Raw genomic sequence first — 23,663 nt, forward strand, 5'->3', positions numbered from 1 at the left:
ACGGGCACGCGCGCGGGGAGCCGCGTGCCCGTCCGTCGTACGAGGCGGGCGGGAGCCGACCGGGTCAGCCGAGCGGCAGTTCCAGGCGGGACGGTTCGTCCTCCGGGGAACCGATGACGGTCTGCGTCCAGGTGACGGAGGCGTCCCCGTACAGCGGGTCCTTGCTGTCGACGACCAGCAGCAGTCGGTTCCCCGAGGGAATGTCGTACGCGGCCGCCTGGAGACTCCAGGTGACGGTGGTGTCCTGTTCGGGCGTCAGGCCGTACACGTTGAGCGGCTCATGGCTGATGATCCTGGCCGTGCCGTCCTCGGCCACGTCCAGGAGGTGGGCGTAGAGGCTCGCCGACGTGGCCGTGGAGCGGACGGTGAGGCGCAGCCGCGGGATGCCCCGGACGCGGCGGCCCACGCCCTCCCGCCCGTCGGGCGAGACGAGCGGTTCGGTCGTCCACACCACCGCGTGCCGGCGGTCGATCTTGCGGGTGTCGTAGATCTTGGGGTTGCCCTGCCACTCCGCCTGACCGGTCTTCATGATCGCATCCATGGCGGTGGCCTCGGTGTCCACGCCCGCGAGGAACGCCCGCCGCCAGCCGGTCTCCTCCGCCCCGGGCTCGCCCGTCGGGACGAGCCGGCCGTCGGTGCCGCCCCCGCCGTCGCCGGTGAGGCCGAACACCTCGGTGGTGTCGGTGACCTCGCTCCAGCCTGGACTCGTCTCGCGGCGGGCGGGCACGACGATCCGGTTCTCGCCGGTGGGTTCGCCGGTCTCGGGGTCCAGGACGGGTTCCGTCACGTACGAGAACATCACCTGGTTGCAGACCTGCGGCCACTCCTCCACGCCGTTGCGCTCGCCCCTGAGGTGGTGGTCGAGCCAGGCGTACGCCTCCGCCATGGGGAGGTTGACCTCGCCCCGGACGGCGGGCGGGCCGATGAGCGCGGGGCCCTCGGGCGCGGCGTGGTCGCCGATCCACAGGTTGAGCCGCTTGGGGACGTCGAGGCCGTTGAAGGTCTCCAGGGTCTGGTTGACCGGGAAGAGGCTCTCGTGCCACGTGTTGGAGAAGAAGGTGGGCGTGCCCTTCTCGTTGGTCAGGGGGAGGTACGACTCGGGAGCGCGCTTGAGGCCCCACTCGACGACGGCGTCCAGGTTCCGGTCGGCCTGGAAGTCGGCGAGGATCTCGCGGTTGGCCTCGTCGAACTTGTCCTCGACCGGCCCGCCGGTGAGGGCGAGCAGAGCCTTCACCGCTGCGAGGTGGCGGGTGTTGTGGTCGTAGAGGCTGGTCGCGAGGTTGCCCCAGGTGCTGAGGGCGACGACGGCGGCGACCCGGTCGTCGTGGGCGGCGACGAGCTGGCTGATGCCGGAGCCGTACGACTCGCCCATGAAGCCGATGACGCTCGGGGCGAAGCGGTCGACGGCGAAGTCGATGACCGCGGAGCCGTCGGCCCAGTCGTGGGGGCCCGCGACGTCGACGAAGCCGCTGGAGGTGGAGGGCAGTCCGGGGATGCCGAGGCCGCGCGGGGTGTAGGCGAGGACGTGGTAGCCCTTGCGGGCGAGGACGAGGTACGACCAGAGGAAGAGCGGCCAGCCGAACGGTGTCCAGCCGGCGGGCACGACGACGAGCGGGTGCGGGCCCGGCCCGAGCTGCCGGAGGCTGAACGCGGAGAGCCGGACGTTCTCCGCGGCTCCCTCGCTCTCGGCCGCCCCTTCGATGCGGTGGTACGCGGGCAGCGCCAGGCCGCGCACCTCCTCGACGATCGCGGCGAGTTCGGCGGGGAGCAGCGCCGTGGCCGTGTCGGTGCCGTCGGTCGTGTCGCCCAGGAGGGCGTTGGCGAGGGTCTGGCCGAGCCGGACGGCGCCGGGGTCCACCGTTCCGTCGGCGGCCCAGAGGCCGCGTGCGGTGATCCGGGAGGTCTCGGCGGCGGTCAGGGCCGCCGTGACGTCCGGGAAGCCGGGAAAGTGTTCGGACGAGCCGGTGGTGAAGGGGTTCTCCTTGGGCACGTGCACCCGTTCCTCTCGACTGGACTGGTGACTGTCCGCACTGCGGACGGTCGCAAGCCTCACCTATCGGGGGCGGAGCGACCAGAGCGCACGAACAGCGCACGTGTCACGCAACCGGTCGGGAACGACACAAGCCGCCCCGAACTCGATGTTTGGGGACGCCGGGGGCGGGTCGGGCTCAGCGGGATTCGGGTGGAACCACCACGAGCAGGGCGGCGACGTCGTCGTCGAGGCCGCCGGCGCCGTAGTCGGTGAGGTCCTTGTGGAGGAGGGCCGGGACCTCCTCGGCCGGTTCCCGCACCCAGCCGCGCAGGCGCAGATCCAGCGGATAGAACGTGCCGGCCCGGTCGCGGGTCTCGCTGACGCCGTCGGTGTAGAGGAGCATCCGGTCCCCCGGCCCGAACGGCACCTCCTCGATGCGGTGGTGGGAGTCGGCGAGGCCCGCGAGGTTCACGGGCAGCGAGGGGTCGGCGAACCGCACGGGCTCGACCTCGCCGCCGCGCTGGAGCAGCGGGGCGGGATGGCCGCAACTGAGGAGCCGTGCGACGTCCTCGCCGTCGGGGAGTTCCACGAGGACGACGGTGGCGAAGCGTTCGGCTGCGTCGGAGTCCGGATCCCAGGCTCCGTAGCGGGCCAGGCCTTCGTCGAGCCGGTCGGCGAGGACGGCCAGGTCGGGGGCTTCGTTGACGGCGGCACGGAAGGAGCCGAGGAGCACGGAGGCCGTCTCGACGGCGCCGAGGCCCTTGCCCTGGACGTCGCCGAGCATGATCCGTACGGCGCCCGGGACTCGTACGGCCTCGTAGAAGTCGCCGCCGATCCTGGCCTTGGCCGCGGCCGCCACGTACAGCAGATGCAGGTCGAAGCGGCCGAGGTGGGTGGGGAGCGGGCGCAGCACGACCCGCTGGACGACCTCGGCGACGGCGGTGAGTTCGCGCATGTCCTGCTCGTAGCGCGTACGGACCCGGCTGACCCAGGCGGCGGCGGCTGTGACGCCGGCGATCACGACCAGGTTCGTGACGAGTTCGGGCGCCGCGGCGAACTCGCCCCTGATGAGGCTGAGGACCAGCCGGGCCACTACGGCGAGCAGCCCGATGGCGATCGTCCAGGGCACGCTCCAGGTGACGGCGGCGAGCGCGGGTGCGGCGACGAGCAGCCGGTCGAAGCGGTCCCGGTCGGGGGTCAGCAGATCGGCGACGAAGGCCAGCGCCAGGACCAGGAAGGGCAGCGCGCGACCGAGGTTGAACTGGGTGCGCGCCGGAGCGCCGGGGCGGGCCCGCTGACCTGCTGGCATTTCATGATCGTACGCATGGCCGGTCTCCTGCCCGTGGTGACGGGGGCCCCGGGCGTGTCCGCCGCCGGTCGGCGGCGCGGGGCAGGGCGAGGGCGGCGGGGAGCGCGAGGGCGGCGATCAGGACGAGGGCGGGGAGGGCGGCGCCCCGCGACGGTACGAAGCCGCCGTCCGGGACGAGGGCGAGCAGCAGGGTCGCGAGGGCGACGCCGAGCGCGGGTCCGATGTTCATCGCGGTCTGCTGGAGCCCGCCGGCGACTCCGGCGTGGGCCTCCGGGGCGCGGTGCACGACGACCGAGGTCGCGGTGACCATCAGGGTGACGAACCCGGCGCCCAGCAGTGCGGCGCTGACCCCGACGGCGGCGGCGCCGGCCGTCGTGTCGAGCCGGGCGAGGAGCAGCACCCCGAGGGTGAGCAGGGCGGCGCCGGCGGTCGCCGTACGCCGGGGGCCGAAGCGGCGCTGGAGCGGCGGGCAGAGGGGCGCGCCGAGAACCATGAGGACGGCGAGCGGGAGAACCCGCAGCGCGCAGCCGAGGGGGTCGAGTCCCTGGACGTCCTGGAGGAAGTACGTCGCCACGAAGAGCGAGCCTGTGAGGGCCGCCGAGGCGGCGAGCAGGACGGCGAGGCCGGCGACGACGGGCACGCTCCGGAGCAGCTCGGGGGGCAGCAGAGGACGTGCGGCACGGCGCTCGTGCCGGGCGAGGAGGACGCCGGCGGCGACGGCCCCCGCGACGGCGAGCAGGCCGGTGGGGGCGCCGCCGGGGCGGGCGGCCTCGACGAGGCCGTGGACGAGCAGCCCCAGGGTGACGGCGAGCAGCAGGGCACCGGCGGGGTCGAGCGCGGAAGGTCCGCCGGCGGCCCTGGGACCGGCGCCGGGAGCGGTTTCGTACCGCCGGCCCGGTGCGCTCGACCGGTTCGGCTCGTGCGGCTCGTGCGGAGGGTTCGGCTCGTACGGTGGGTTCAGCTCGTACGACCTGCTCGGTTCGGTCGGGCGTTCCCTGGTGGCCAGCGCGAGCAGGCCGATGGCAAGGGTCGGCGGTACACCGAGGAGGAAGACCGAGCGCCAGCCGTACGCGGAGACCAGGGCGCCGCCGATGAGCGGTCCGGCCGTTGCGGCGAGGCCGATGGCGGCCGTGCGCACCGCGATGGGGGTGCCGAGCCGATCCGGTGGGTAGGCGGTCCGGAGCATGCCCAGCGTGGCGGGCTGGAGGAGCGCGCCGCACACTCCCTGGAGCACCCGGAGCACGATCACGGTGCCGATGCCGGGGGCCAGGGCGATTCCGGTGGAGGCGGCTGCGAAGCCGAGGGCGCCGACGGCGAAGACCCGGCGGTGGCCGTAGCGGTCGCCGAGCCGTCCGGCGAAGACCAGGAGGCTCGCGACGGCGACGAGGTAGCCGGTGCTGGTCCACTGGACCTGCCCGACGTTCGCGTGCAGGTCGCGCTGGAGGGCCGGTTGGGCGACGGTGAGGACGGTGCCGTCGAGGGCGACGACCGCCGCGCCGACGACGCTGCACGCGAGGACCCGGGCACGGTGCGGGCTCATGCGGACTGCCCCGCGGGACCGAGGTGCGCGTCGAGGGCGGCCTCGAGGAACGGGGCGGGGTCGCCGCCGCCGGTCGCGAGCCGGAGGCTGCCCCAGTGCCAGAGCTGGGCGATGCCGTGGAGATTGGCCCAGAGCGCGCCGGCCAGCACGGCGGGGTCGGCGGCGTCGGGGCGGACGCGGGCGACGAGTCCGGTGAGCCGGGCGAAGAGCGGCAGGCTCGTCTCCCGCAGTCCGAGGCTGCCGCTCTCCAGCAGGTCGTGCCGGAACATCAGCTCGTACATGCCGCGTCGGGTGCCGGAGTAGTCGAGGTAGACGCCGGCGAGGAGCGCGATCCGTTCGCGCGGCGCTGCGGTCTCCCGGTCCTGGGCGGCGACGCGGGCGGCCAGCTCGGTGAAGCCCTGACGGGCGATGGCCGACAGGAGTTCGAGATGGGTCGGGAAGTGGCGGCGGGGGGCGCCGTGGGAGACGCCGGCACGGCGGGCGATCTCGCGCAGCGAGAGGGCCTGGGCGCCTTCGGCGTTCACGAGCTCGACGCCGACGCGGACGAGCCGCTCGCGCAGCCCGCCGTCGCTCCGGTCGCCGGCCATGCTCCCGGGCGCCCGGTGGTCTTCGGCCCGGTGGTCCTCGGCTCGGCGATCCTCGGCTCGGTGCTCTTGGGCCCGGTGGTCTTCGGGCAGGTGATCCCCGGCCTGGGGATCGTCGGGTTCGTTATGCATAGACACTGTCTACCAAGATCGAGTAGACGCTGTCTACTCACTCTCGCGCCCCCGTCCGCTACACTGAGGGACAGCGAAGGGGAGTAGCCCTGCAAATCGGTCGTCGACATACTGGAACCCCCGGGTTCCCGGTGACCGGGTCCGCGTTCGACGCGGACGGGCGAGACCTTCGGCCAGGCATCAACCGCGTCCGCGCTTCCGTGGGCGTGGTCCGTCATGCCGGGCCGAGTGGTCCTCCCGTCGCCCACCGAGGTGCCGTGCCGAGTCCACAGGCCCGGACCGAGCAGAGAGCCCCGGTATGCACCTCGACCCCTTGGCGATCCTCACCGCCTTCGGGCTGATCTTCCTCGCCGAGCTTCCCGACAAGACGATGTTCGCATCCCTCGCCATGGGCACGCGGATGCGTCCGCTCTACGTCTGGATCGGCACCTCGACCGCCTTCCTCGCGCACGTCGCCATCGCGGTCTGCGCGGGCAGTCTGCTCGGACTGCTCCCGGGCTGGTCCGTGAAGCTCGTCTCCGCCCTGCTGTTCGGTTTCGGCGCGTTCATGCTACTGCGCGGCGGGGGCGACGACGACGAGGCCGACGAGGGCGGCAAGACCGTCACCGGTTTCCTGCCCGTCTTCTCGACGGCCTTCATGGCCGTCTTCATCAGCGAGTGGGGCGACCTCACCCAGATCACCACCGCCAACCTGGCCGCCACGAACGGCACCTGGTCGACGGCGATCGGCTCCCTCGCCGCCCTGATGAGCGTCTCCGCACTCGCCCTGGTCGCGGGCCGCTTCATCGCGAAGCGTGTTCCCCTCAAGACCGTGCAGCGCATCGGCGGCATCTGCATGGCGGGCCTCGCGATCTGGTCCCTGACCGAGGTCTTCACCGGCTGAGAACGGTCACCCGACCGCACGGCGAACGCCCCCACCCCCGCAGGGTGGGGGCGTTCGCCGTTCCCGCACCCTTTCCCGCACCCGGCGCGTCGTCGTGGCGTGGCGCCCCTTGATGAAGCAATGAATCACTGCTTCACTCCTTCCATGCCCTACCGACGCACCCCCGCCGTCCAGGCCCGACTCGACGCCCAGCGCGCCTCCGTCGTGGACGCGGCCCGGGCCCTGCTCTCCGAGCAGGGATACGCGGGATGCACGGTCGCGGCCGTCGCCGCCCGCGCCGGAATCGCCACGGGCAGCGTGTACCGCCACTTCCCCGGCAAGACAGAGCTCTCCGTGGAGCTCTTCCGGACCGTGGTGAGCCGAGAGGTCGCGGCCGTCTCCGAGGCGGCCGGACACCCCGGGCACCGTTCCGCCGCCGAACGGGTGGTCGCCGTCATCGAGACCTTCGCCCTGCGTGCCCTCAAGTCGCCGCGCCTCGCCTACGCGCTGCTCGCCGAGCCGGTCGACCCGGCCGTGGACGCCGAGCGGCTGGTCTTCCGGCGCGCCTTCCGGGACGTGTTCGCCGCACGCGTCGAGGAGGGCGTCCGCTCGGGCGAACTGCCGCCCCAGGACCCGGTCCTGACGGCCTCGGCGCTCGTCGGTGCGGGCGCGGAGGCGCTCATCGGCCCGCTGGCGGAAGGGTCCGTCGGGCCCGGCACCGTACCCGCACTCGTCACCTTCACCCTGCGAGCACTGGGAGTCCCCGATGCCGACCACGCATGAGGTCACCAACCAGGTACCGCCCCTGACCGGCTACGACGTCTCCGCCGACCCCGCCCTCCTGGAGGCGTTGCGCCGGGAGGGCGCGGGCTGGGCCGAGACCGAGGTCCGCGAGCTCGGCGCGCGGGCCGGCGGCCAACAGGCCCAGGAATGGGGGCGGCTCGCCGAGCGCCACTCCCCCGTGCTCCACACCCACGACCGGCACGGCCACCGGATCGACGAGGTCGAGTTCCACCCGCACTGGCACGACCTGATGGACGTGGCCGTCCGGCACGGGCTGCACGGCGCGCCCTGGCGCGACGAGCGGCCGGGCGCGCACGTCGCCCGCGCGGCGAAGGTGTTCGTGTGGGGGCAGGCCGACGCGGGGCACCTGTGCCCGATCTCCATGACGTACGCGGCGGTGCCGGCGCTGCGCGCCCAGCCGGAGCTGGCCGAGGTGTACGAGCCGCTGCTGGCCTCCTCGTCGTACGACTTCGGCCTCCGGGTGCCGGCCGAGAAGCGCGGGATCATCGCCGGAATGTCGATGACCGAGAAGCAGGGCGGCTCGGACGTCCGGGCGAACACGACCCGGGCCGTGCCGACGGACGAGCCCGGCCTGTACGCGTTGACCGGCCACAAGTGGTTCACCTCGGCGCCGATGTCCGACGTCTTCCTCACGCTCGCGCAGGCGCCGGGCGGGATCTCCTGCTTCCTGGTACCGCGTGTCCTGCCGGACGGCAGCCGCAACGCGATCCACCTCCAGCGACTCAAGGACAAGCTGGGCAACCGCTCCAACGCCTCCTCCGAGATCGAGTACGAGGGTGCCCTGGGCCGGCTCGTCGGTGAGGAGGGGCGCGGGGTGGCCACCATCATCCGGATGGTGAACATGACACGGCTCGACTGCGCCATCAGCTCGGCGTCCGGGATGCGCCTCGGACTCGTCCAGGCGGTGCACCACGCCACGCACCGCGAGGCGTTCGGGGCGCGGCTCGTCGACCAGCCGCTGATGCAGAACGTACTGGCCGACCTCGCGGTGGAGGCGGAGGCGGCCACGCTCGCGGCGCTGCGCCTGGCCGGCGCGGTCGACCGGGCCGCGCGCGGCGACGCGCAGGAGGAGCAGTTGCGGCGGCTCGGGCTCGCGGTCACCAAGTACTGGGTGTGCAAGCGGGCGCCCGCCCACGCGGCCGAGGCCCTCGAATGCCTGGGCGGCAACGGCTACGTGGAGGACTCGGGCCTCCCCCGGCTTTACCGGGAGTCACCGCTGCCGTCGATCTGGGAGGGCTCGGGGAACGTCGCAGCGCTGGACGTGCTGCGGGCGATGGCCCGTCAGCCGCAGGCGGTGGAGGCGTTCTTCGCGGAGGTCGATCTGGGCGCGGGTGCCGACCGGCGTCTGGACGCGGCCGTCGCGGGCCTTCGCAAGGACCTCGTGGGGCTCGGCGACCCGGACGCCGCGGAGTACGGGGCGCGGCGTCTCGTCGAGCGCCTGGCCCTGGTGCTGCAGGGCTCGCTGCTCGTACGGCACGGGAGTCCGGCGGTGGCGGACGCGTTCTGCGCGTCGCGGCTCGACGGCGACCGCGGTCTCGCGTTCGGCACGCTGCCCGCGGGGGTGGACACGGCGGCGATCATCGCGCGGAGCGGTCCTGACGCGGTGAGCGCGGGCTAGGAGGCACCGGACGTGCTCCGCCGGCCGGCCCCGGGCCTCCCCACGGGCCGGCCGGCGAAGCCTCCGCACGGTGGGCCGCTCTACCGGCCGCACGCTGGGCCGCTCGGCGGGCGGCTCAGTGCCGGCTCCCTTCGGAGAAAAACCGCTGGTCCCGTCACACAGCCCTCGATACGATCATCGTGATGACGACCTCCTCTGCTATCAGATCGGGGGTCCCGTCCGCGCAAGGTGAGTGCTGATGCTCACTCCTGCCGCGGACGGCGACCACCGCCTTTCCCTCTGGCTGCGCGTGCGCAAGTTCGCCGTGCCGCCCTCCATGATCGAGACCGCCGGACTCCGGCGCACCGCCGGTGACTGGGCGGGTGCCTGCGCCGCCGCGGGCGTCGACGTCGATCTCGACCTGCGCTCCGCCGCCCGTGCGTACGGGCGGGAACTCGCCGCCCTGGTCAGGGCGGACCTCCGGGCACTCGCTCCCGACCTGCTGCGCTGGCACATGCCGCGGATCGCTCCCGACGGAGTCCTGCGCCCGGGACTCACCGTCCCGCTGGCCCGTTACGCCCTCTCCGGGGACGAGGCGGGGCACGACGGCGTGGGCCCCGCCTCCCCCTCGGTGTACCTCGTGGTGCGGACCGCGCCCGCGTGGGCGGACGCCGGGCAGCGGATGAGCCTCGCGCTGTGGGACGGATCCCGTTCCGCGGACGGTGAGCGCCGCCATCCGCATCCACGCCCGAGTCGGCGGTACCGCCTGGACCTCCACCGCCACCTCTGGGACGCGCGGCACAGCGGCGAACTGCGGGTCCGTTCCGGGGCCGACGCGGGTCCGTGCGCCGACCCGCCGTCGGAGCCGTGCGCCGACCCGCCGTCGCCGAACGACGAGGCACCCGGCCGCGCCGTCGACCGCTGGGTGGCGGAGGCCGGCATCCTGCTCAGGGCCGAAGGACATGACTCCGGGCGCGTCCGTGTACGGCTCGAGGGCCGCCGACAGCTGGTTCTCGACGTGCCGGCGGGCGGCGGGCCGGCATCGGCCGCCCCCGCGATGCCACCGTCGGACCTACGGGCGCTGCCCGTGCTCCCCGACGCCGCGACCTGGGTGCCGCCCGATCTGGAACTGCTGCGCGCCGGTCTGATCGAGGCCGGTCGACTGCATCCGCTGGTCGCCTCGGCACTGGTACCCGACCACCGGCCCGCCGTGCCCGCCGCGGTCGCGGATCCGCCCGGGCAGCCACGCCTGGTGGACTGCCGGGGACTCCGGCACCGGATCGGCCTGTCCGACGGCGTCCTCGCCCCGCTCGACCACAGCGCCGCCGAGATCCGGCGGGAGGAGCTCCTGGTCGCGTTGGGCGGGCCTCCCCTCCCCTGCCTCCAGGCCATCGACGACGCCCACCGCCGTCCTGACTGCCTCACGGGTGTCCGCGAGCGCCTGGACCACGGCGACACCGCCGGCGCGCTGGCCGTCGTCGAGGGCCTGCTCGGCCCCGGCGCCGCCCTGCGCAACGGTGCGCTGCGGGACGCCCTGGAGTCGGCCGCCAGGCGGCGGATCGCGTACGGGCTCTACCGGGCGGACCTCTACGGCCCGGGACCGGGACGTGCGCTGCCCGGGAAGGACCGCCCCGGGGGCCGTCGCGCCCGCCCTCGCCACCGCCACACCCGCTGACCGAAGCGGCGCCGGCCCGCACACCGGTACCGCAGGCATCCCCTCATCAAGCCGTTACCGACGGTCACGCCGGTTACGGCCCACTGACGACGAACCCACAGGTGATCACCCATGTCCTTGAGCACCCCTTCCTCCGCCCAGCTCGACATCGCCGACGAACTCCTCGCCCTGCTGCGCGACTCCACGACCGAGCCGCGCCCCGACGATCAGCTGGAGGCGCTGACCCTCGCGGTCGCCGCCGATCTCCCCGTACTCCTCTGGGGTGAGCCGGGGATCGGCAAGACGGCCGCGCTGACCCAGCTCGCCGAGTCCCTGGACCTCCCGCTGACGACGGTGATCGCCAGCGTGCACGAGCCGTCCGACTTCTCGGGGCTCCCCGTGATCGGCGACGATCCCGCCGAGCAGGGCGTCCCGATGGCTCCGCCGGACTGGGCGGTACGGCTCGTGAAGGCCGGCCGCGGGCTGCTGTTCCTCGACGAACTGTCCACCGCCCCGCCGGCGGTGCAGGCGGCCCTGCTCCGTCTTGTCCTGGAACGGCGGGTCGGCGCCCTGCGGCTGCCGTCCGGGGTGCGCATCGTGGCCGCCGCCAACCCGCGGGCCTCGGCCGCCGACGGCTGGGAGCTGAGTCCGCCGCTGGCCAACCGTTTCGTGCACCTCCATTGGACCCACGACCACGAGGTCGTCGTCCGCGGCCTCGGCGGCACCTGGCCGCGGGCGACCCTGCCCCGGCTCGACCCGGAGCGTCTGCCGCACGCCGTGGACCACGCCCGGCGCGCCGTGTGCGGCCTCCTCGCCACCCGCCCCGCACTCGTGCACCGGCTCCCCGGCGGGGAGACCCGGCGGGGTGGCGCCTGGCCTTCGCCCCGCAGCTGGGAGATGAGCCTGCGCCTCATCGCCTTCGCCACCGCCGCCGGATCCTCCCGCGAGGTGATCTCGCTCCTGGTCAGGGGCACCGTCGGGGACGGCCCTGGGCTCGAACTCCTCGCGAGTCTGGACCGGATGGACCTCCCGGACCCCGAGACGCTGCTCGCCGACCCGTCCGGCGCGGAGCTGCCGGAACGGGGTGATCTGCGCCAGGCCGCGCTCGACGGTGTCGTGGCGGCGGTCGGGGCGCGCCCCGAGAAGGCCCGCTGGGACGCCGCCTGGGCCCTGCTCGCCAGGGCGGCGGAGACCGGTGCGCCTGATCTGGTCGTCGTACCCGCGACCACGCTCGCCGCGCTCCGCCGTACGGAGTGGGACGTGCCACCCACCATCGAACGGCTCGCGGGGGCGGTCTCGCTGTCCCGGCGTGCGGACGAGGCGGCGACCCTGGTCGCGAGCGGCACGGCCCCCGCCGCGGGCGGCGCACGATGAGCACGGCCACGGACGCGGACATGGGGGCGGGCACGGATGCAGGCATGGAGACGGGTGCGGGTGCCGGCGCGGGGGCGGACATCACCGGGCCGGGTGCCGGGGCGGGGGCGGACATGGGCGCGGAGCCGGGTGCCGGCGCCGGGTCCGGTGCGGGGAACGCCCTCGACCTCGACAAGCTCTTCGCCGCCCGGCTGTACGCCGTCCGGGCCCGGCCCTATCTGGCGACCGCGTTGTTCGCCCTGCACGTCGTCGAGTCCCGGCGGGTGCCGACGATGGCGGTCGACCGGCACTGGCGCTGCTACGTCTCGCCGGTCTTCGTGAACAGGACACCGGTCGAGGAGCTCGCCGGTGTGTGGGTCCACGAGGTGTCGCACCTCCTGCGCGACCACCACGGGCGGGGTGACCGGGTCGCCCGGGAGCGCGGTCTGACCGGCCCGGGTGCCAGGCTGCTGATGAACATCGCGGCGGACTGCGAGATCAACGACGACGTGTTCGGGGACGGCCTCGTCCTGCCCGAGGGCGCGGTCACTCCGGACTCCCTCGGGCTCACCTCCGGCGAGTTGATGGAGGACTACCTGCGCCGGATCGGCCTCGGATCCGGCATGCAGCACCTGGCCTGGCTGGACTGCGGCAGCGGTGCCGACGGTCTGGAACGGGAGTGGGAGCTGGGGCCCGACGGCGCGGACGGCCTCAGCGGGCAGCAGCAGGACGCCGTCCGGTTCCGCGTGGCGCAGGCGGTCAAGGGCCGCCCGGGGAGCGCGCCGAGGGGGTGGAAGCGGTGGGCCGAGGAGGTCTTCCACCCGCCGCAGCCGTGGCGGGACCTGTTGGGGGCGGCGGTCCGCTCGGCGGCCTCCGCCTCCGGCGCGGGTGAGGACTACTCGTACGGCCGGCCGTCGCGCCGCTCGGCGGGGCTGCCGGGTGCCGTGCTGCCGAGTCTTCGGCGCAGACCGCCCCGGGTGTCGGTGATCGTGGACACGTCCGGCTCGGTGAGCGACGCGGAACTGGGCGGCGCGCTCCTGGAGGTGGCCGCGATCTCCCGGGCCGTGGGCGGGCGTCGCGACCTGGTGACCGTGATGTCGTGCGACGCGGCGGCCCGCACCGTGCATCCGTTGTGCCGTGCCGAGGGAATCCCGCTGGTGGGCGGCGGCGGTACGGATCTCCGTACGGGCTTCCCCAGGGCGCTGCGGACGGTGCCGAGGCCGGACGTCATCGTGGTCCTGACGGACGGCCAGACGCCCTGGCCGTCCGAGCGTCCGCCGTGCCGGACGGTGGTGGGGCTGTTCCCCCGTGACGGGTCGCGCGGCCGTTCGTGGATCGAGAGCGATCCCGACTACGAGCCGGACACCCCGCCCGACTGGGCGCGCGTGGTGACGATCGGTTAGCCGTCGTCTCTCGGCGATCGCCGCGACGATTCGGTCGGGTGCGGCGGGTACGCGCGGGGGCGGTGCCGGCTTCCGCCCGGGATGGCAGCCTGGTGGAGCACGTACCCCATGACCACGGCCGACGGGCATCGGCCGGAACGACAGGGAGTCACGTTGGGCGGCGAGGCGATCCATGACGAACTGGACGAGCGGGCGGCCGAGGTGGCGGATCGGGTGGTGGCCTGGCGGCATCACCTGCACCGCTGTCCGGAGCTGTCCAACCGTGAGGTGAACACGGCCCGCCTGGTGGCGGACCACCTGCGTTCCCTCGGCCTCGACGAGGTCCGTACCGGCATCGCCGGGCACGGGGTCGTGGGCGTTCTGCGCGGCGGGGCCGCGGGCGAGCGGGTCGTGGCGCTGCGGGCGGACATGGACGCGCTGCCGGTCCGGGACCTGTGCGGGGTGGACTTCGCCTCCGAGGTGGTCGACGCCGACTACCCGGGCGGCCCCTTCCCCGTCTCGCACGCCTGTGGGCACGACTGCCACACGGCGGCGCTGCTCGGCGCGGCGACGGTGCTGGCGGGGGTGCGCGACCGGCTGCCGGGAACCGTGCTCTTCGTCTTCCAGCCCGCCGAGGAGGGCCCGCCGGTCACCGAGGAGGGCGGGGCGCGGGCGATGGTCGAGGCGGGCGCGTTCGCCGACCCGGTGCCGACGATGGCGTTCGGACTGCATGTGACTCCGCATCCGAAGGGGTACGTGGGCTACCGGACCGGCAACCAGTACGGGGCCTCGGTCCTCGTCCGCATCGTCGTCACCGGGAAGCAGACCCACGGTTCCACGCCCTGGGACGGCGTCGATCCGATGCCTGCGGTGGGGGCGGTCCTGACCGGCATCGGCCAGTTGTACCGGCAGGTGTCGGCGTTCGATCCGGTCACGGTGTCCATCGGGCACGTCGAGGACGTCGGCCGCTTCAACATCGTCGGGCAGACGGTGACGCTGTGGGGCACGGTCCGGTGTGCGGTGGAGTCCGACATGGCCCGGGTCGAGCAGCGCCTCACGGTGCTCGCGGAGCACTCGGCGGCGGCGTTCGGGGCGACGGCCACGGTGGAGTACCTGCAGTACGTGCCGCCCGTGCACAACAGCGGGCCGTGGGTGGAGGCAGGCCTCCCGACCTTCCGCCGTGTGGTGGGCGAGGAGCGTGTGGTGGAGACGGGCGGGACGCTCGGGTACGACGACGTCAGCGAGTTCGTGAGCCGCTTCGGCGGCCTGTACGTGATGCTCGGCGTCCAGGACGCCACCCTGGACGCGTCCGGGCGGCCGGTGCCGGTGCCCGGCGGTCGCGGCCTGGTGACCAACCACAACCCCCACTTCTACGCGGACGACGGCACCCTGGTCACCGCCGTCCGGCTGCACGCGCACGTGGCGTACGACCATCTGACGGGCGCGCTCGTCCCCCGCGACGGGGACTGAACGGTCGGGGTCAGGCCTCCCGTACGGTGCCGACCGCCGCAACGAACGCCCTGATCAGGGCGGAGTCGGCCGCGGTGGGCCAGACCAGGCCGTACTCGAGGGGCGGGGCGTCCCGCAGGGGGACGTAGGCGATGCCGGGTCGTGGGTGGTAGCGGGCGCCCCGGGCCGCGCCCGGCGTGGCGCCCCGGCCCGCCGTCACATGGGAGAGGACCTCCTGCCAGGTGGTCGCGACCGGGCCCCGCGGGACGGCCGCCCCTGACGGGGTGTGCCGGGGGTAGTGGTGGTCGAGCCAGTGCCGCGGGTGGGCACCGCCGGTGGTGATCAGCGGCAGCTCGGCGAGGTCCTCCAGGCCGAGGGACGGGCGTCCGGCGAGCGGGTGGGCCGCGGGCACCAGCAGGACCCGGTCGTCGCGGACGGCGACAGGACCGGTGGTCAGTTCCGGCTCGCGCACGGGGAAGGCGGCGAGCTGGATGTCGAGCTCGCCGTCCTGGAGAGGCCGGACCCCTCCGTCGAGGGGGACCTCGCGGACGGTGATCTCACAGCCGGGATGGCGGCCGAGGAGGGCGTCGGCGGCAGCCGTGAGCAGTTCGGCGTCCCACGGGGTGCCGAAGCCGGCCCGCAGTCTGCCGTGGACGCCGCGCCCGGCTTCGGTGGCGCGGTCCAGGGCCGCGCGAAGCTGCCGGTGGGCGGGCACGAGGTCCTCGTACAGACGCAGACCGACCGGGGTGAGAGCGACGCTGCGACTGGTGCGGGCGAAGAGCGGGGTGCCGACGCGGCGCTCCAGTTTCTTCACGGTCTGGCTGACGCGGCCGGTGGAGACGCCGAGACGCTCGCCGGTGCGGCCGAAGTGGAGCTCCTCGGCGAGCGTGAGGAACGTTTCCAGTTCGTACCGTTCGAGCACCGGGCCCCCGCCTCCTCCATCACCTGATCGTTGAGTGTGGCTCAACGCCGGTTTCATGATGACAGCTTGTTCCGCCCGGGCGGCGGCGGGGAGCCTGGGGGCGTCCCCCTCCCCCGTACGGAAGAGAGTCCGTGGACCCTCGCGCCACCGCCGAGCAGCCGGTGAAGGTGAACGTGCCGCTCTTCGCCGTCGCCGGCGCCGTCACCGTCGCCAACATCTACTTCCCGCAGCCGCTCCTCGCCGCTGTCGCCCGGGGCCTCGACGTGACGGAGCGGACGGCGGGACTCGTCGCCTCGGCCGCGCAGATCGGGTACGCGCTCGGCATCCTGCTGCTCGTCCCCCTGGCCGACACCGCGCGGCTCCGGCGCCTGACCTCGGTGCTGCTCGCCCTCACCACCGCGGCGCTGCTCGTCGCGGCGGCGGCGCCCGGCGTGGTCACCCTGGCGCTCGCGACGCTCGCGCTGTCCACGACCACGGTGCTCCCGCAGATCCTCACCCCGGTGGCGGCCGTGCTCGCGGGCCCCGGGCGGCAGGGCCGGACCGTCGGGCTCGTGGGTCTCGGGCTCACGCTGGGCTCGACCCTGTCGCGTACGGTCTCGGGTGCCGTCACGGACGCGAGCGGCAGCTGGCGGACGGCCTACCTCGTGGCCGCGGTGGCGACGGCTGCCCTGCTGTGCGTCCTGCCGCGCAGGCTGCCCGAGCGGCTGGGTGCGCGCGGCCGCGCCTCGTACGCCGGGCTCCTCGCCGGGCTGCCCGGGCTCCTGGCGTCCCATCGCGCGCTGCGGGTCTCGGCGCTGCTCGGGGCCTGTGTCTTCGCCGCGTTCAGCGTCTTCTGGGCAGTGCTCGCCTTCCACCTGGCGTCGCCGCCGCTGGGGTACGGCCCGGGTGCGGCGGGGCTCTTCGGGGTGCTGACGCTGCCCGCCGCGCTGCTCTCGGCCACGGCGGGGCCGCTCACCGACCGGTGCGGGGCAGGTCCGGTGAGCGTCGGAGGGCTGGGGCTCGCGGGGCTCGGGCTCGGTGTGGCCGGACTGCTCCCGTACTCCCCCATGGGACTGGCCGTCGGAGCGAACCTGCTGGTGGCGGGGGTCGGCTTCGGTCAGGTGGCCAACCAGGCGAGGATCTTCGGGATCGGCCGGGAGACGGCCGCGCGGGTCAACACGGTCTTCATGCTGGCCACCTTCGGCGGCGGGGCGCTCGGCTCCCTCGCCGGGTCCTGGCTGTACGCGGAGCACGGCTGGTCCGCGGCACTGCTCGCCGCCGGGGTGTGCGTCGCCGCCGGAGGGATCGTGGTGGCGCGTTCCGGACAGTCGGTCCCGAGTTGCGTCCCGGACGTCACACGAGAGGCTGGGGGTATCCGCCCGCGCATCCCGCAGGGAGAGTCATGAAGCTGGACCTCATCGCCCTGGCCGACGAGCACATGGCCGCGGCCCGCACCGCGCCGCACGGGCGCAGCGCCCATCTGATCATGCACGACGGGGTGCTCCGGCAGTCCGTCATCGCCCTGACGGCGGGCACCACCCTGGACGAGCACAACGCGCCGCCGGCGGCGAGCCTCCAGGTGCTGCGGGGCCGGGTGAACCTGACGATGGCGGGCCGGGCGGAGGAGCTGTCGACGGGCACGCTGCGGATGCTGAGGGAACGGCACGGGATCACCGCCGTGGACGACGCGGTGGTGCTGCTGACAGCGGTGAACGACTGACGGGCGCCGCACCGCACCACCCCGGTGAACCGCCGACGCCGTGAACGGTCGCCCGCACACGGCACCGTCCTGACCTCACTCGATCGCGTCGAGGTCCTCCGCGTAGTGCTCGATGGCCGGACGATAGGCCCGTACGGAAGGATCCTCGCTGGTGGCGGCGAGCAGGCGGAGCAGCAGCCGGGTCGACTCGTGGTGCCTGCCGGTGTTGTAGAGGGCCATGGCGAGGAACGTCCGTAGGGAGCCGTCCTCCGGGAACTCCTCGACGGCGCTGGCCAGGAGGGCGACGGAATCGTCGTAGCGGCCCAGGACGCGGTAGGTGCTGCCGAGGCCGAGGAGCGCCCCGCGCCGGTCCTCGGGGCTGAGCCCGGGGCCCGCGGCGCCGCCTCCCGCGAGGGAGCGCTCGTAGTACGGCACGGCCTCCTTCTCCAGACCGAGGACGTCGTGCGCCCAGGCCGTCTGGTAGGCGATCTCCGCGTCCTCCGGGTGCCGCGCGGCGAGGGCGACGAGCCGCTCGCGGGCCTCTTCCCGCCGGCCCTGTCCTCGCAGTGCGACCGCCTCGGCCAGCCGGCCGTCCCTGTCCTCGTGATGTTCCATGACCGCATCCTCGCAGCCGGCGTCGGGCGGCCGCACGGCGGCTGCCAGGTGACGGGCCGCCATACCGGAGTGGCCGGATTGTGTCGTCCTCGCCCATGGAGGAGGGCTCCGGATCGCCCATAGCCTCCCGGCCGACCCCCCGTCAGGAACGAGCCGCCCGGGAGATCCCATGCGTTCACCCCGTCCCACCCGCCGCCGCGGGCCACGCCGCTTCGCGGCGCTGCTGCTGTCCGTCGCCGCGGCCCTGCTCCTCCCCACCGCGTCCCCCGCCGGGGCCGCCGCTCCACCGCCCGTGCCCGGCACGCTCCAGGGCTACGACATCGGCTCCGTGTTCAGCGCCGGGGTGTCGTCCGGCGGATACATGGCCACCCAGCTGCACGTCGCGTACTCGGGTACGTTCGAGGGCTCCGCGGCGTTCGCGTCGGGGCCGTACGACTGCGCGCGCGGCCAGCTCGCCACGGCGCTCAACGCCTGTATGGACACCACGCAGAACCTTCAGCTCGCCGCCCTGGAACAGGCCACGCGCGACCGGTCGGCGCAGGGTCAGGTCGACCCGGTGGCGAATCTGGCCGGTGACCCGGTGTACGTGTTCAGCGGCTCGGGCGACACCACGGTGAAGCGGCCGGTGGCGGACGCGCTCGCCGACTACTACGGCCGTTTCGGCGCCCGGGTCCAGTACGACCGCTCGACGGCCGCGGGGCACGCCTGGATCACTCCGCTCGGCCCCAACTCCTGCACCGTGACGCAGACTCCGTTCCTCAACAACTGCGGGATCGACGCGGAGAGGGCGCTGCTCGGGCATCTCTTCGGCTCGGTCGCGGCGCCCGGTTCCGGCACCGGCGGCTCGCTGATCCGCTTCGACCAGAACGCGTACGCTCCGGGCGGCTCGGCGGCGGCCCTGTCGATGGGCACGGAGGGCTTCGCGTACGTCCCGGCCCCGTGTGCGCAGGGGGCCCGCTGCAAGCTGCTCGTGGCGCTGCACGGCTGCAAGCAGGGGTACGCGTACCAGGGCTTCGGGACCCGGTTCGTCGAGAACGCGTATCTCAACGAGTACGCCGACACCAACGACATGATCGTGCTGTACCCGCAGGCGGCACCGACCGCGACCCTGGAGAACCCGAACGGCTGCTGGAACTGGTGGGGCTACCTCGGTGACACGGCCTACGCACGGCATGGCGGGAAGCAGATCGAGGCGATCATGGGCATGGTGCGGGCGCTGCGCGGCACCGGCACTCCCCCGCCCACGGGCGACCGGACGGTCCTGTCGAGCACGGACGCCGAGGACGGCTACGTGAAGGCGGCGGCGGACGGTTCGGGCCCGGCGGTCGGCACCCTGGAGGACGTGTACGGGTTCGCGCTGGGGCGGGGTACGGACGGCAAGGTGAACCGGTCGGTGGTCTCCTTCGACACCTCACGGATCCCGGCAGGCAAGGAGGTCACCCGGGCCTGGCTGACCCTCACCAGGTCGAGCGGCTCCGGTGATCCGTGGGCGTCGCCCGCCGGCAACCGGTTGCAGGCGGACCTGCGTACGGGGTGCTTCGGCGGCTGCGCGGTCGAGCCTGCGGACTGGTCGGCGGCGGCCACGGTGGCGGATGCGGCCCGCGTCGACGCGTTCACCTCGGGGAGCACGGTGTCGACGGACCTGTCGGCGGAGGCGCTCGCGGCGCTGAACCGGGGTGGGGTCACGCAGTTCCGGCTCGGATTCTCGTCCGCGCCGACCGGGACCGCGTACCTCTTCGTGAACCAGGCGACGCCGGTGACGCTGACGGTCGCATACCGGTAGGACGCCCGGTGGGGGACACGGAGGCCGGGCGTCGGGTCGGGTCGGGTCACAGTGCCGGGCGGAGGGCGGACCCGGCGCTTCCGGAACGGGGGGCCGCGGCGCCGGAGGCGAAGGCGCTGCCCCGGCGCCACTCGGGCCAGCTGAGGTTCCAGTCGCCGAAGCCGTTGTCGAAGGGGGTCATGAGCTCGCCGTACCCGTTGACCACGCGGACGAGATCGCCCTCGCGCACGGTGGAGAACAGCCAGGCGGCGTCCTCGGTGCTCATGCCGGTGCAGCCGTGGCTCACGTTCTCGCTGCCCTGCGCGTCGAGCGACCAGGGCGCGGCGTGCAGGTACTCGCCGCTCCAGGTCACCCGGGTGGCCCAGCGGACCTTCAGGTCGAAGTAGTCGCTGCTGCCGCGGGTGATGCCGATGGATTCGCCGCGCATCCGGACGAGCGGCTCCTTGCCGAGCACGACCTTGCTGCCGCCTCGCGTCCGGTAACCGGCCTTGCCGGTGGTGACCGGGAAGGTGCGGATCGGCGCGTCGTCGCGGAACACGGTCGTCGTGAGCGCGGCGACATCGGTGACGGCTTCGATCCGGGCCCCGGTGGTGAAGGTGACGGGTCGTGAGCGGCCGCCGTACAGGCCGCCCATGACCCTGGTCCCGTCGAGGCCGCTGCGCACCCGGACCGTGGTGCGGGCGGGCCAGTACGCGCGGGGCCGGTAGTGGAGGGAGTCGGAGTCGACCCAGTACCAGGCCCCCTCGACATGGGGTTCGGTCCGCACGAGGAGGGCGCGTTCGACGACGCGGCGGGCCTGGGATTCGTCCGCCGGTACGGGGTGGCTGAGTTCGGCGGTGACCGGCTGGCCCACGCCGTACGTACCGCCGTCGTCGGGGCCGAAGGCGACGGTGAGCCGTTCCCCGACGGGGGCTGCCACCGTACGGAAGTCCAGGCGGGCGAGGCGGCGGTCGGGTCCATGGGCGCGCGGCCGCTCGACGACGAGACGGGCCGCGTACCGGACGCCCGCGGGGAGCGGCGCGGCGCTGGTCCAGCGGGTGCCGTCGGGGCTCGGCGCCCCTGCGACGCGGCGGCCGCGCTGATCGGTGACGGTGACGTCGGCGAGCACGCCGGGGGTGCGCAGTGCGAGTTCCACGGGCCCGGAGACCTGGTTCCCGAGGGTGACCGCCTCCCCTGTCAGAACCCGTCCGCCCCGGAGCTCGACGGTGTGGCGGGGCGCGGTGCAGAGACCGCCGCCGGCGGAGCAGCCGTCCACCGAGACGAGGGCGGTGGGTTCCGGGACCGCGAAGGGACGCCTGTCGTGATCGGTCGGCGACTGCGCCGCCGTACTGACGAGAACGGCTCCGACGGCCAGGGAGAGCGCTCCCCACCCCCGTACATGTCTGCGTGACGACGCGTCCGACACACCCTCCCCTTTCCGACGACGACCAGGACGTCGGCGGACGGTGCCGACCGCAGCATCAAATCGGACGAAAGGACGAACGGATGATCAGGGGACTGGGCGTGGCGCCGGAGTGTCGGCCGAGACGACTCGAATGGGCGAGCGGGCTGACGCCGACCGGCTCAGCGGGGTGGCTCCGGGAGCTCCTCGCCGGTCTCCAGAAGGGACTTGAGGCTGGAGATCAGCGCGGGCCAGCCCTCCCCGACCATCCCCTTCATCAGCCCGTCGGGGTCCAGGTCGCCGTGGGTGACCGTGAGCTTGACCATGTCGCCGGAGGGCTCGATCCGAAAGGTCGCCTTGGACCGGGGCTCCCGGGCGAGCCGCTCGTACACGTCCCGGCTGAGCCGTACGGCCTCCGCCCACGCGGGCGTGAAGGTGTGCCAGGTGTAGGACAGGAGGCGGCCGGGCTCGGCCTCCAGGACGACCTGATCGGGGTCGACGGTCCGGCGGCCGGCCTCGTCCCAGACCATCGGGGCGCCGGGGGTCCACTCGCTCTCGAAGGCCACACCCCAGTACCGGCGGGTGAGCGCCGGGTCCGTGAGAGCCTTCCAGAGCTCGTCAGGGGTGGTCCGGATATAGGTGGTATAGACAAACGTGTGGCTGTCCATCGCGCTGCCCCTCGGATCTGCCGTCCCCTCCCTCCAGCCTAGGCAGGCGCCGGACGGACGTGCCAGCGTAGGACCCCCGTCCGGCCTGGGGATCGCCGGTTGATTAGGTGCGGAGGAAACTATTCAACGTGCTGCTAGCGTGTCGGAATGTCGCTCAAGCACGCCGTCCTCGCAGCTCTCCTGGAGGGCGAGGCATCCGGATACGACCTTGCCAAGATCTTCGACGTGTCCGTCGCCAACTTCTGGGCCGCCACCCCGCAGCAGCTCTACCGCGAGCTGGACAAGCTCGCCGAGGCCGGCCTGATCACGGCGCGCGTGGTGGAGCAGGAACGGCGTCCGAACAAGCGGATGTTCAGCCTCACCGAGCCGGGGATGCGGGATCTGGCCGCCTACACGGCCGCACCCCCGCGCCCCAGCGCCGTACGGGACGAGCTGCTGGTCCAGGTCCAGGCCTGCGACGGGGGCGACACGGCCGCCGTCCGCGGGTTCGTGGCACAGCGGATGGAGACCTCGCGGGCCAAGCTGGCCCGCTACGACCGGCTGCGGGAGTGGATGCTCGCCGGTCGGGACGAGGAGACGTACCTCGACGAGGCGGAGCGGGTCGGCCCGTACCTCACGCTGATGCGCGGCCGGTTCTTCGAGGAGGAGAACCTGCGCTGGGGCGAGCGCGCCCTCACCGTGCTCGACCGACGCGCCGCGGCCCGGGACGGGGCGACGGCGGACGCGACTGCGGCTCGGACGGCGACGGCTACAGCGACGGCGGGGGCACCAATCCTGACCGGACTTGGAAGGGGCGGGGCGGGCCTTGACCGGGCACCCGAAAGGGTGACGGCGAGTCCTACCGTGCGGTAACGTCACCGGCCGGCCACCGGACGCACCGGTGACGGAGCACGTACGGATCGGGGACGGGCCTCTATGAACGTCGGTGACCTCGTCGAGGACTTCAGCCTGCCGGACGAGACGGGGGCCGCTCGCTCCCTGAGCGGCCTGCTGGCCGAAGGACCGGTCGTCCTCTTCTTCTACCCGGCCGCGCTCACCCCCGGCTGCACCGCCGAGGCCTGCCACTTCCGGGATCTCGCGGCCGAGTTCCGCGCCGTGGGCGCGCTGCCCGTCGGCATCAGCACGGACCCGGTGGAGCGGCAGCAGGAGTTCGCCGAGCGGCACTCCCTCGGCTATCCCCTGCTGTCGGACCCGGACGGTGCCGTGCGCGACCGGTTCGGCGTGAAGCGCGGGTTCTCGCTCGCGCCGACGAAGCGGGTGACGTTCGTGATCGGCCAGGACCGGCGGGTGCGGGAGGTCGTACGCAGCGAGCTGCGCATGAGCGCCCACGCGGACCGCGCGCTCGCCGCCCTGCGCGGCGCCTGAACCGCGGCCCCACCCCCTCGGACGCCCCGGAGTCCGGCCTGCAGACGCCCAGGAGTCCGGCCCGGGCGCGGTACGCGGCCTCCATCCGAACACGGCGGCCGGGGGCCCGCACATCGAGCGGCCACGACATGCGGAGGCGGCCGGGCTGGGTGAAACTCGCTCCATGCCCGGCCTCCCGGCCGGTGCGGGAACGGAGTGCGCCGGAATGGACGACTACCCTCTCCTCAATCTCTTCTGGACCATGCTGTGGTTCTTCCTCTGGATCATGTGGCTGTTCCTGCTGTTCAAGGTGATCGGCGACATCTTCCGGGACCACTCCCTGAACGGCTGGGCCAAGGCCGGCTGGCTGATCCTCTGCATCGTGCTCCCGTACCTCGGCGTGCTCGTCTACGTCATCGCCCGGGGCAAGAGCATGGGCGAGCGTGACGTCAAGCGGGCCAAGGAGAGCGAGGCCGCGTTCCAGGACTACATCCGCAAGACCGCCGGCCCCCAGGAGGGCGGCGGCGGTGCCGCCCACGAGCTCGCCCGGCTGGCGGAGCTGAGGGACAAGGGCGCGATCACGCCCGAGGAGTTCGAGAAGGCGAAGGCCAAGGTCCTGGCCTGAGGCCCAGGA

Annotated in this window: 21 protein-coding genes; 13 read left to right on the forward strand and 8 right to left on the reverse strand. The window is 73.7% G+C overall.

Going from position 1 to position 23,663, the window contains the following annotated elements; all coding sequences use genetic code 11:
• Positions 1 to 64 precede the first annotated feature (64 nt).
• The 4 genes from ACIP84_RS02440 to ACIP84_RS02455 all read right to left on the reverse strand — a co-directional run bounded on the left by ACIP84_RS02440 (position 65) and on the right by ACIP84_RS02455 (position 5,408).
• Positions 65 to 1,990, reverse strand: coding sequence for a CocE/NonD family hydrolase C-terminal non-catalytic domain-containing protein (locus tag ACIP84_RS02440; RefSeq protein WP_355964740.1), 1,926 nt, complete (start codon positions 1,988 to 1,990; stop codon positions 65 to 67).
• A gap of 178 nt (positions 1,991 to 2,168) precedes the next feature.
• The gene (locus ACIP84_RS02445; protein ID WP_401793541.1) at positions 2,169 to 3,281 is read right to left on the reverse strand and encodes a PP2C family protein-serine/threonine phosphatase; all 1,113 of its coding nucleotides are present in this window, start codon (positions 3,279 to 3,281) and stop codon (positions 2,169 to 2,171) included.
• Between the two features lies 1 nt (position 3,282).
• Complete coding sequence (locus ACIP84_RS02450) at positions 3,283 to 4,821, reverse strand: MFS transporter (RefSeq protein WP_401793543.1); 1,539 nt, start codon at positions 4,819 to 4,821, stop codon at positions 3,283 to 3,285.
• On the reverse strand, positions 4,818 to 5,408 hold the full coding sequence (locus tag ACIP84_RS02455) for a TetR/AcrR family transcriptional regulator (RefSeq protein WP_401793545.1): 591 nt from the start codon (positions 5,406 to 5,408) through the stop codon (positions 4,818 to 4,820). The genes ACIP84_RS02450 and ACIP84_RS02455 overlap by 4 nt, the downstream gene beginning before the upstream one ends.
• A 427-nt stretch (positions 5,409 to 5,835) precedes the next feature.
• On the opposite strand from ACIP84_RS02455, the gene ACIP84_RS02460 reads away from it, so the two are divergent.
• From ACIP84_RS02460 to ACIP84_RS02490, 7 genes are all read left to right on the forward strand, one after another.
• Positions 5,836 to 6,420 (forward strand): TMEM165/GDT1 family protein, encoded by a 585-nt coding sequence (locus ACIP84_RS02460; RefSeq protein ID WP_401793547.1) that lies wholly within the window; start codon positions 5,836 to 5,838, stop codon positions 6,418 to 6,420.
• Positions 6,421 to 6,564: 144 nt separating this feature from the next.
• Positions 6,565 to 7,182, forward strand: a complete 618-nt coding sequence (locus ACIP84_RS02465) for a TetR/AcrR family transcriptional regulator (RefSeq protein WP_073905520.1) — start codon at positions 6,565 to 6,567, stop codon at positions 7,180 to 7,182.
• Entirely contained in the window at positions 7,166 to 8,821 is a 1,656-nt protein-coding gene (locus ACIP84_RS02470) for an acyl-CoA dehydrogenase family protein (RefSeq protein ID WP_401793550.1), read from the forward strand. The genes ACIP84_RS02465 and ACIP84_RS02470 overlap by 17 nt, the downstream gene beginning before the upstream one ends.
• A 238-nt stretch (positions 8,822 to 9,059) precedes the next feature.
• Positions 9,060 to 10,475: a hypothetical protein gene (locus tag ACIP84_RS02475; RefSeq protein ID WP_401793553.1), complete on the forward strand. Its 1,416-nt coding sequence runs from the start codon at positions 9,060 to 9,062 to the stop codon at positions 10,473 to 10,475.
• Between the two features lie 111 nt (positions 10,476 to 10,586).
• On the forward strand, positions 10,587 to 11,828 hold the full coding sequence (locus ACIP84_RS02480; protein WP_401793556.1) for an AAA family ATPase: 1,242 nt from the start codon (positions 10,587 to 10,589) through the stop codon (positions 11,826 to 11,828).
• A gap of 113 nt (positions 11,829 to 11,941) precedes the next feature.
• Positions 11,942 to 13,210, forward strand: a complete 1,269-nt coding sequence (locus ACIP84_RS02485) for a VWA-like domain-containing protein (RefSeq protein WP_401795608.1) — start codon at positions 11,942 to 11,944, stop codon at positions 13,208 to 13,210.
• Between the two features lie 108 nt (positions 13,211 to 13,318).
• Complete coding sequence (locus tag ACIP84_RS02490; RefSeq protein WP_355964746.1) at positions 13,319 to 14,659, forward strand: amidohydrolase; 1,341 nt, start codon at positions 13,319 to 13,321, stop codon at positions 14,657 to 14,659.
• A 10-nt stretch (positions 14,660 to 14,669) separates the two neighbouring features.
• Here ACIP84_RS02490 and ACIP84_RS02495 read toward each other — a convergent pair whose 3' ends face one another.
• A complete protein-coding gene (locus tag ACIP84_RS02495; protein ID WP_401793559.1) occupies positions 14,670 to 15,560 on the reverse strand; it encodes a LysR substrate-binding domain-containing protein in 891 nt (296 codons plus the stop codon).
• A gap of 131 nt (positions 15,561 to 15,691) precedes the next feature.
• Here ACIP84_RS02495 and ACIP84_RS02500 point away from each other — a divergent pair, with 131 nt between their 5' ends.
• On the forward strand, positions 15,692 to 16,945 hold the full coding sequence (locus ACIP84_RS02500; protein ID WP_401793562.1) for an MFS transporter: 1,254 nt from the start codon (positions 15,692 to 15,694) through the stop codon (positions 16,943 to 16,945).
• Positions 16,942 to 17,259, forward strand: a complete 318-nt coding sequence (locus ACIP84_RS02505) for a cupin (protein WP_355964749.1) — start codon at positions 16,942 to 16,944, stop codon at positions 17,257 to 17,259. Before ACIP84_RS02500 ends, ACIP84_RS02505 begins: the two co-directional genes overlap by 4 nt.
• 75 nt (positions 17,260 to 17,334) lie before the next feature.
• Here ACIP84_RS02505 and ACIP84_RS02510 read toward each other — a convergent pair whose 3' ends face one another.
• Positions 17,335 to 17,853: a tetratricopeptide repeat protein gene (locus ACIP84_RS02510; RefSeq protein WP_401793565.1), complete on the reverse strand. Its 519-nt coding sequence runs from the start codon at positions 17,851 to 17,853 to the stop codon at positions 17,335 to 17,337.
• 169 nt (positions 17,854 to 18,022) lie between these two features.
• Between ACIP84_RS02510 and ACIP84_RS02515 the strand changes: the two genes are divergently transcribed.
• Positions 18,023 to 19,636, forward strand: coding sequence for a PHB depolymerase family esterase (locus tag ACIP84_RS02515; RefSeq protein ID WP_401793568.1), 1,614 nt, complete (start codon positions 18,023 to 18,025; stop codon positions 19,634 to 19,636).
• A 46-nt stretch (positions 19,637 to 19,682) separates the two neighbouring features.
• On the opposite strand, the gene ACIP84_RS02520 is transcribed toward ACIP84_RS02515, so the two are convergent.
• Together ACIP84_RS02520 and ACIP84_RS02525 are read right to left on the reverse strand one after the other, a co-directional pair.
• Entirely contained in the window at positions 19,683 to 21,041 is a 1,359-nt protein-coding gene (locus ACIP84_RS02520; protein ID WP_401793571.1) for an Ig-like domain-containing protein, read from the reverse strand.
• A gap of 158 nt (positions 21,042 to 21,199) precedes the next feature.
• Entirely contained in the window at positions 21,200 to 21,685 is a 486-nt protein-coding gene (locus tag ACIP84_RS02525; protein ID WP_401793574.1) for an SRPBCC family protein, read from the reverse strand.
• Between the two features lie 147 nt (positions 21,686 to 21,832).
• Here ACIP84_RS02525 and ACIP84_RS02530 point away from each other — a divergent pair, with 147 nt between their 5' ends.
• The 3 genes from ACIP84_RS02530 (at position 21,833) to ACIP84_RS02540 (ending at position 23,654) form a co-directional block, all read left to right on the forward strand.
• A complete protein-coding gene (locus ACIP84_RS02530; RefSeq protein WP_401793577.1) occupies positions 21,833 to 22,537 on the forward strand; it encodes a PadR family transcriptional regulator in 705 nt (234 codons plus the stop codon).
• Positions 22,538 to 22,600: 63 nt separating this feature from the next.
• The gene (locus ACIP84_RS02535; RefSeq protein ID WP_030316940.1) at positions 22,601 to 23,050 is read left to right on the forward strand and encodes a peroxiredoxin; all 450 of its coding nucleotides are present in this window, start codon (positions 22,601 to 22,603) and stop codon (positions 23,048 to 23,050) included.
• Positions 23,051 to 23,255: 205 nt separating this feature from the next.
• Positions 23,256 to 23,654 carry an SHOCT domain-containing protein gene (locus ACIP84_RS02540; RefSeq protein ID WP_355964756.1) on the forward strand — a complete coding sequence of 133 codons (399 nt, stop codon included), beginning with the start codon at positions 23,256 to 23,258 and terminating at the stop codon, positions 23,652 to 23,654.
• Positions 23,655 to 23,663: the final 9 nt, after the last annotated feature.

The organism is Streptomyces sp. NPDC088707 (assembly GCF_044752725.1).
Lineage (GTDB): Bacteria > Actinomycetota > Actinomycetes > Streptomycetales > Streptomycetaceae > Streptomyces.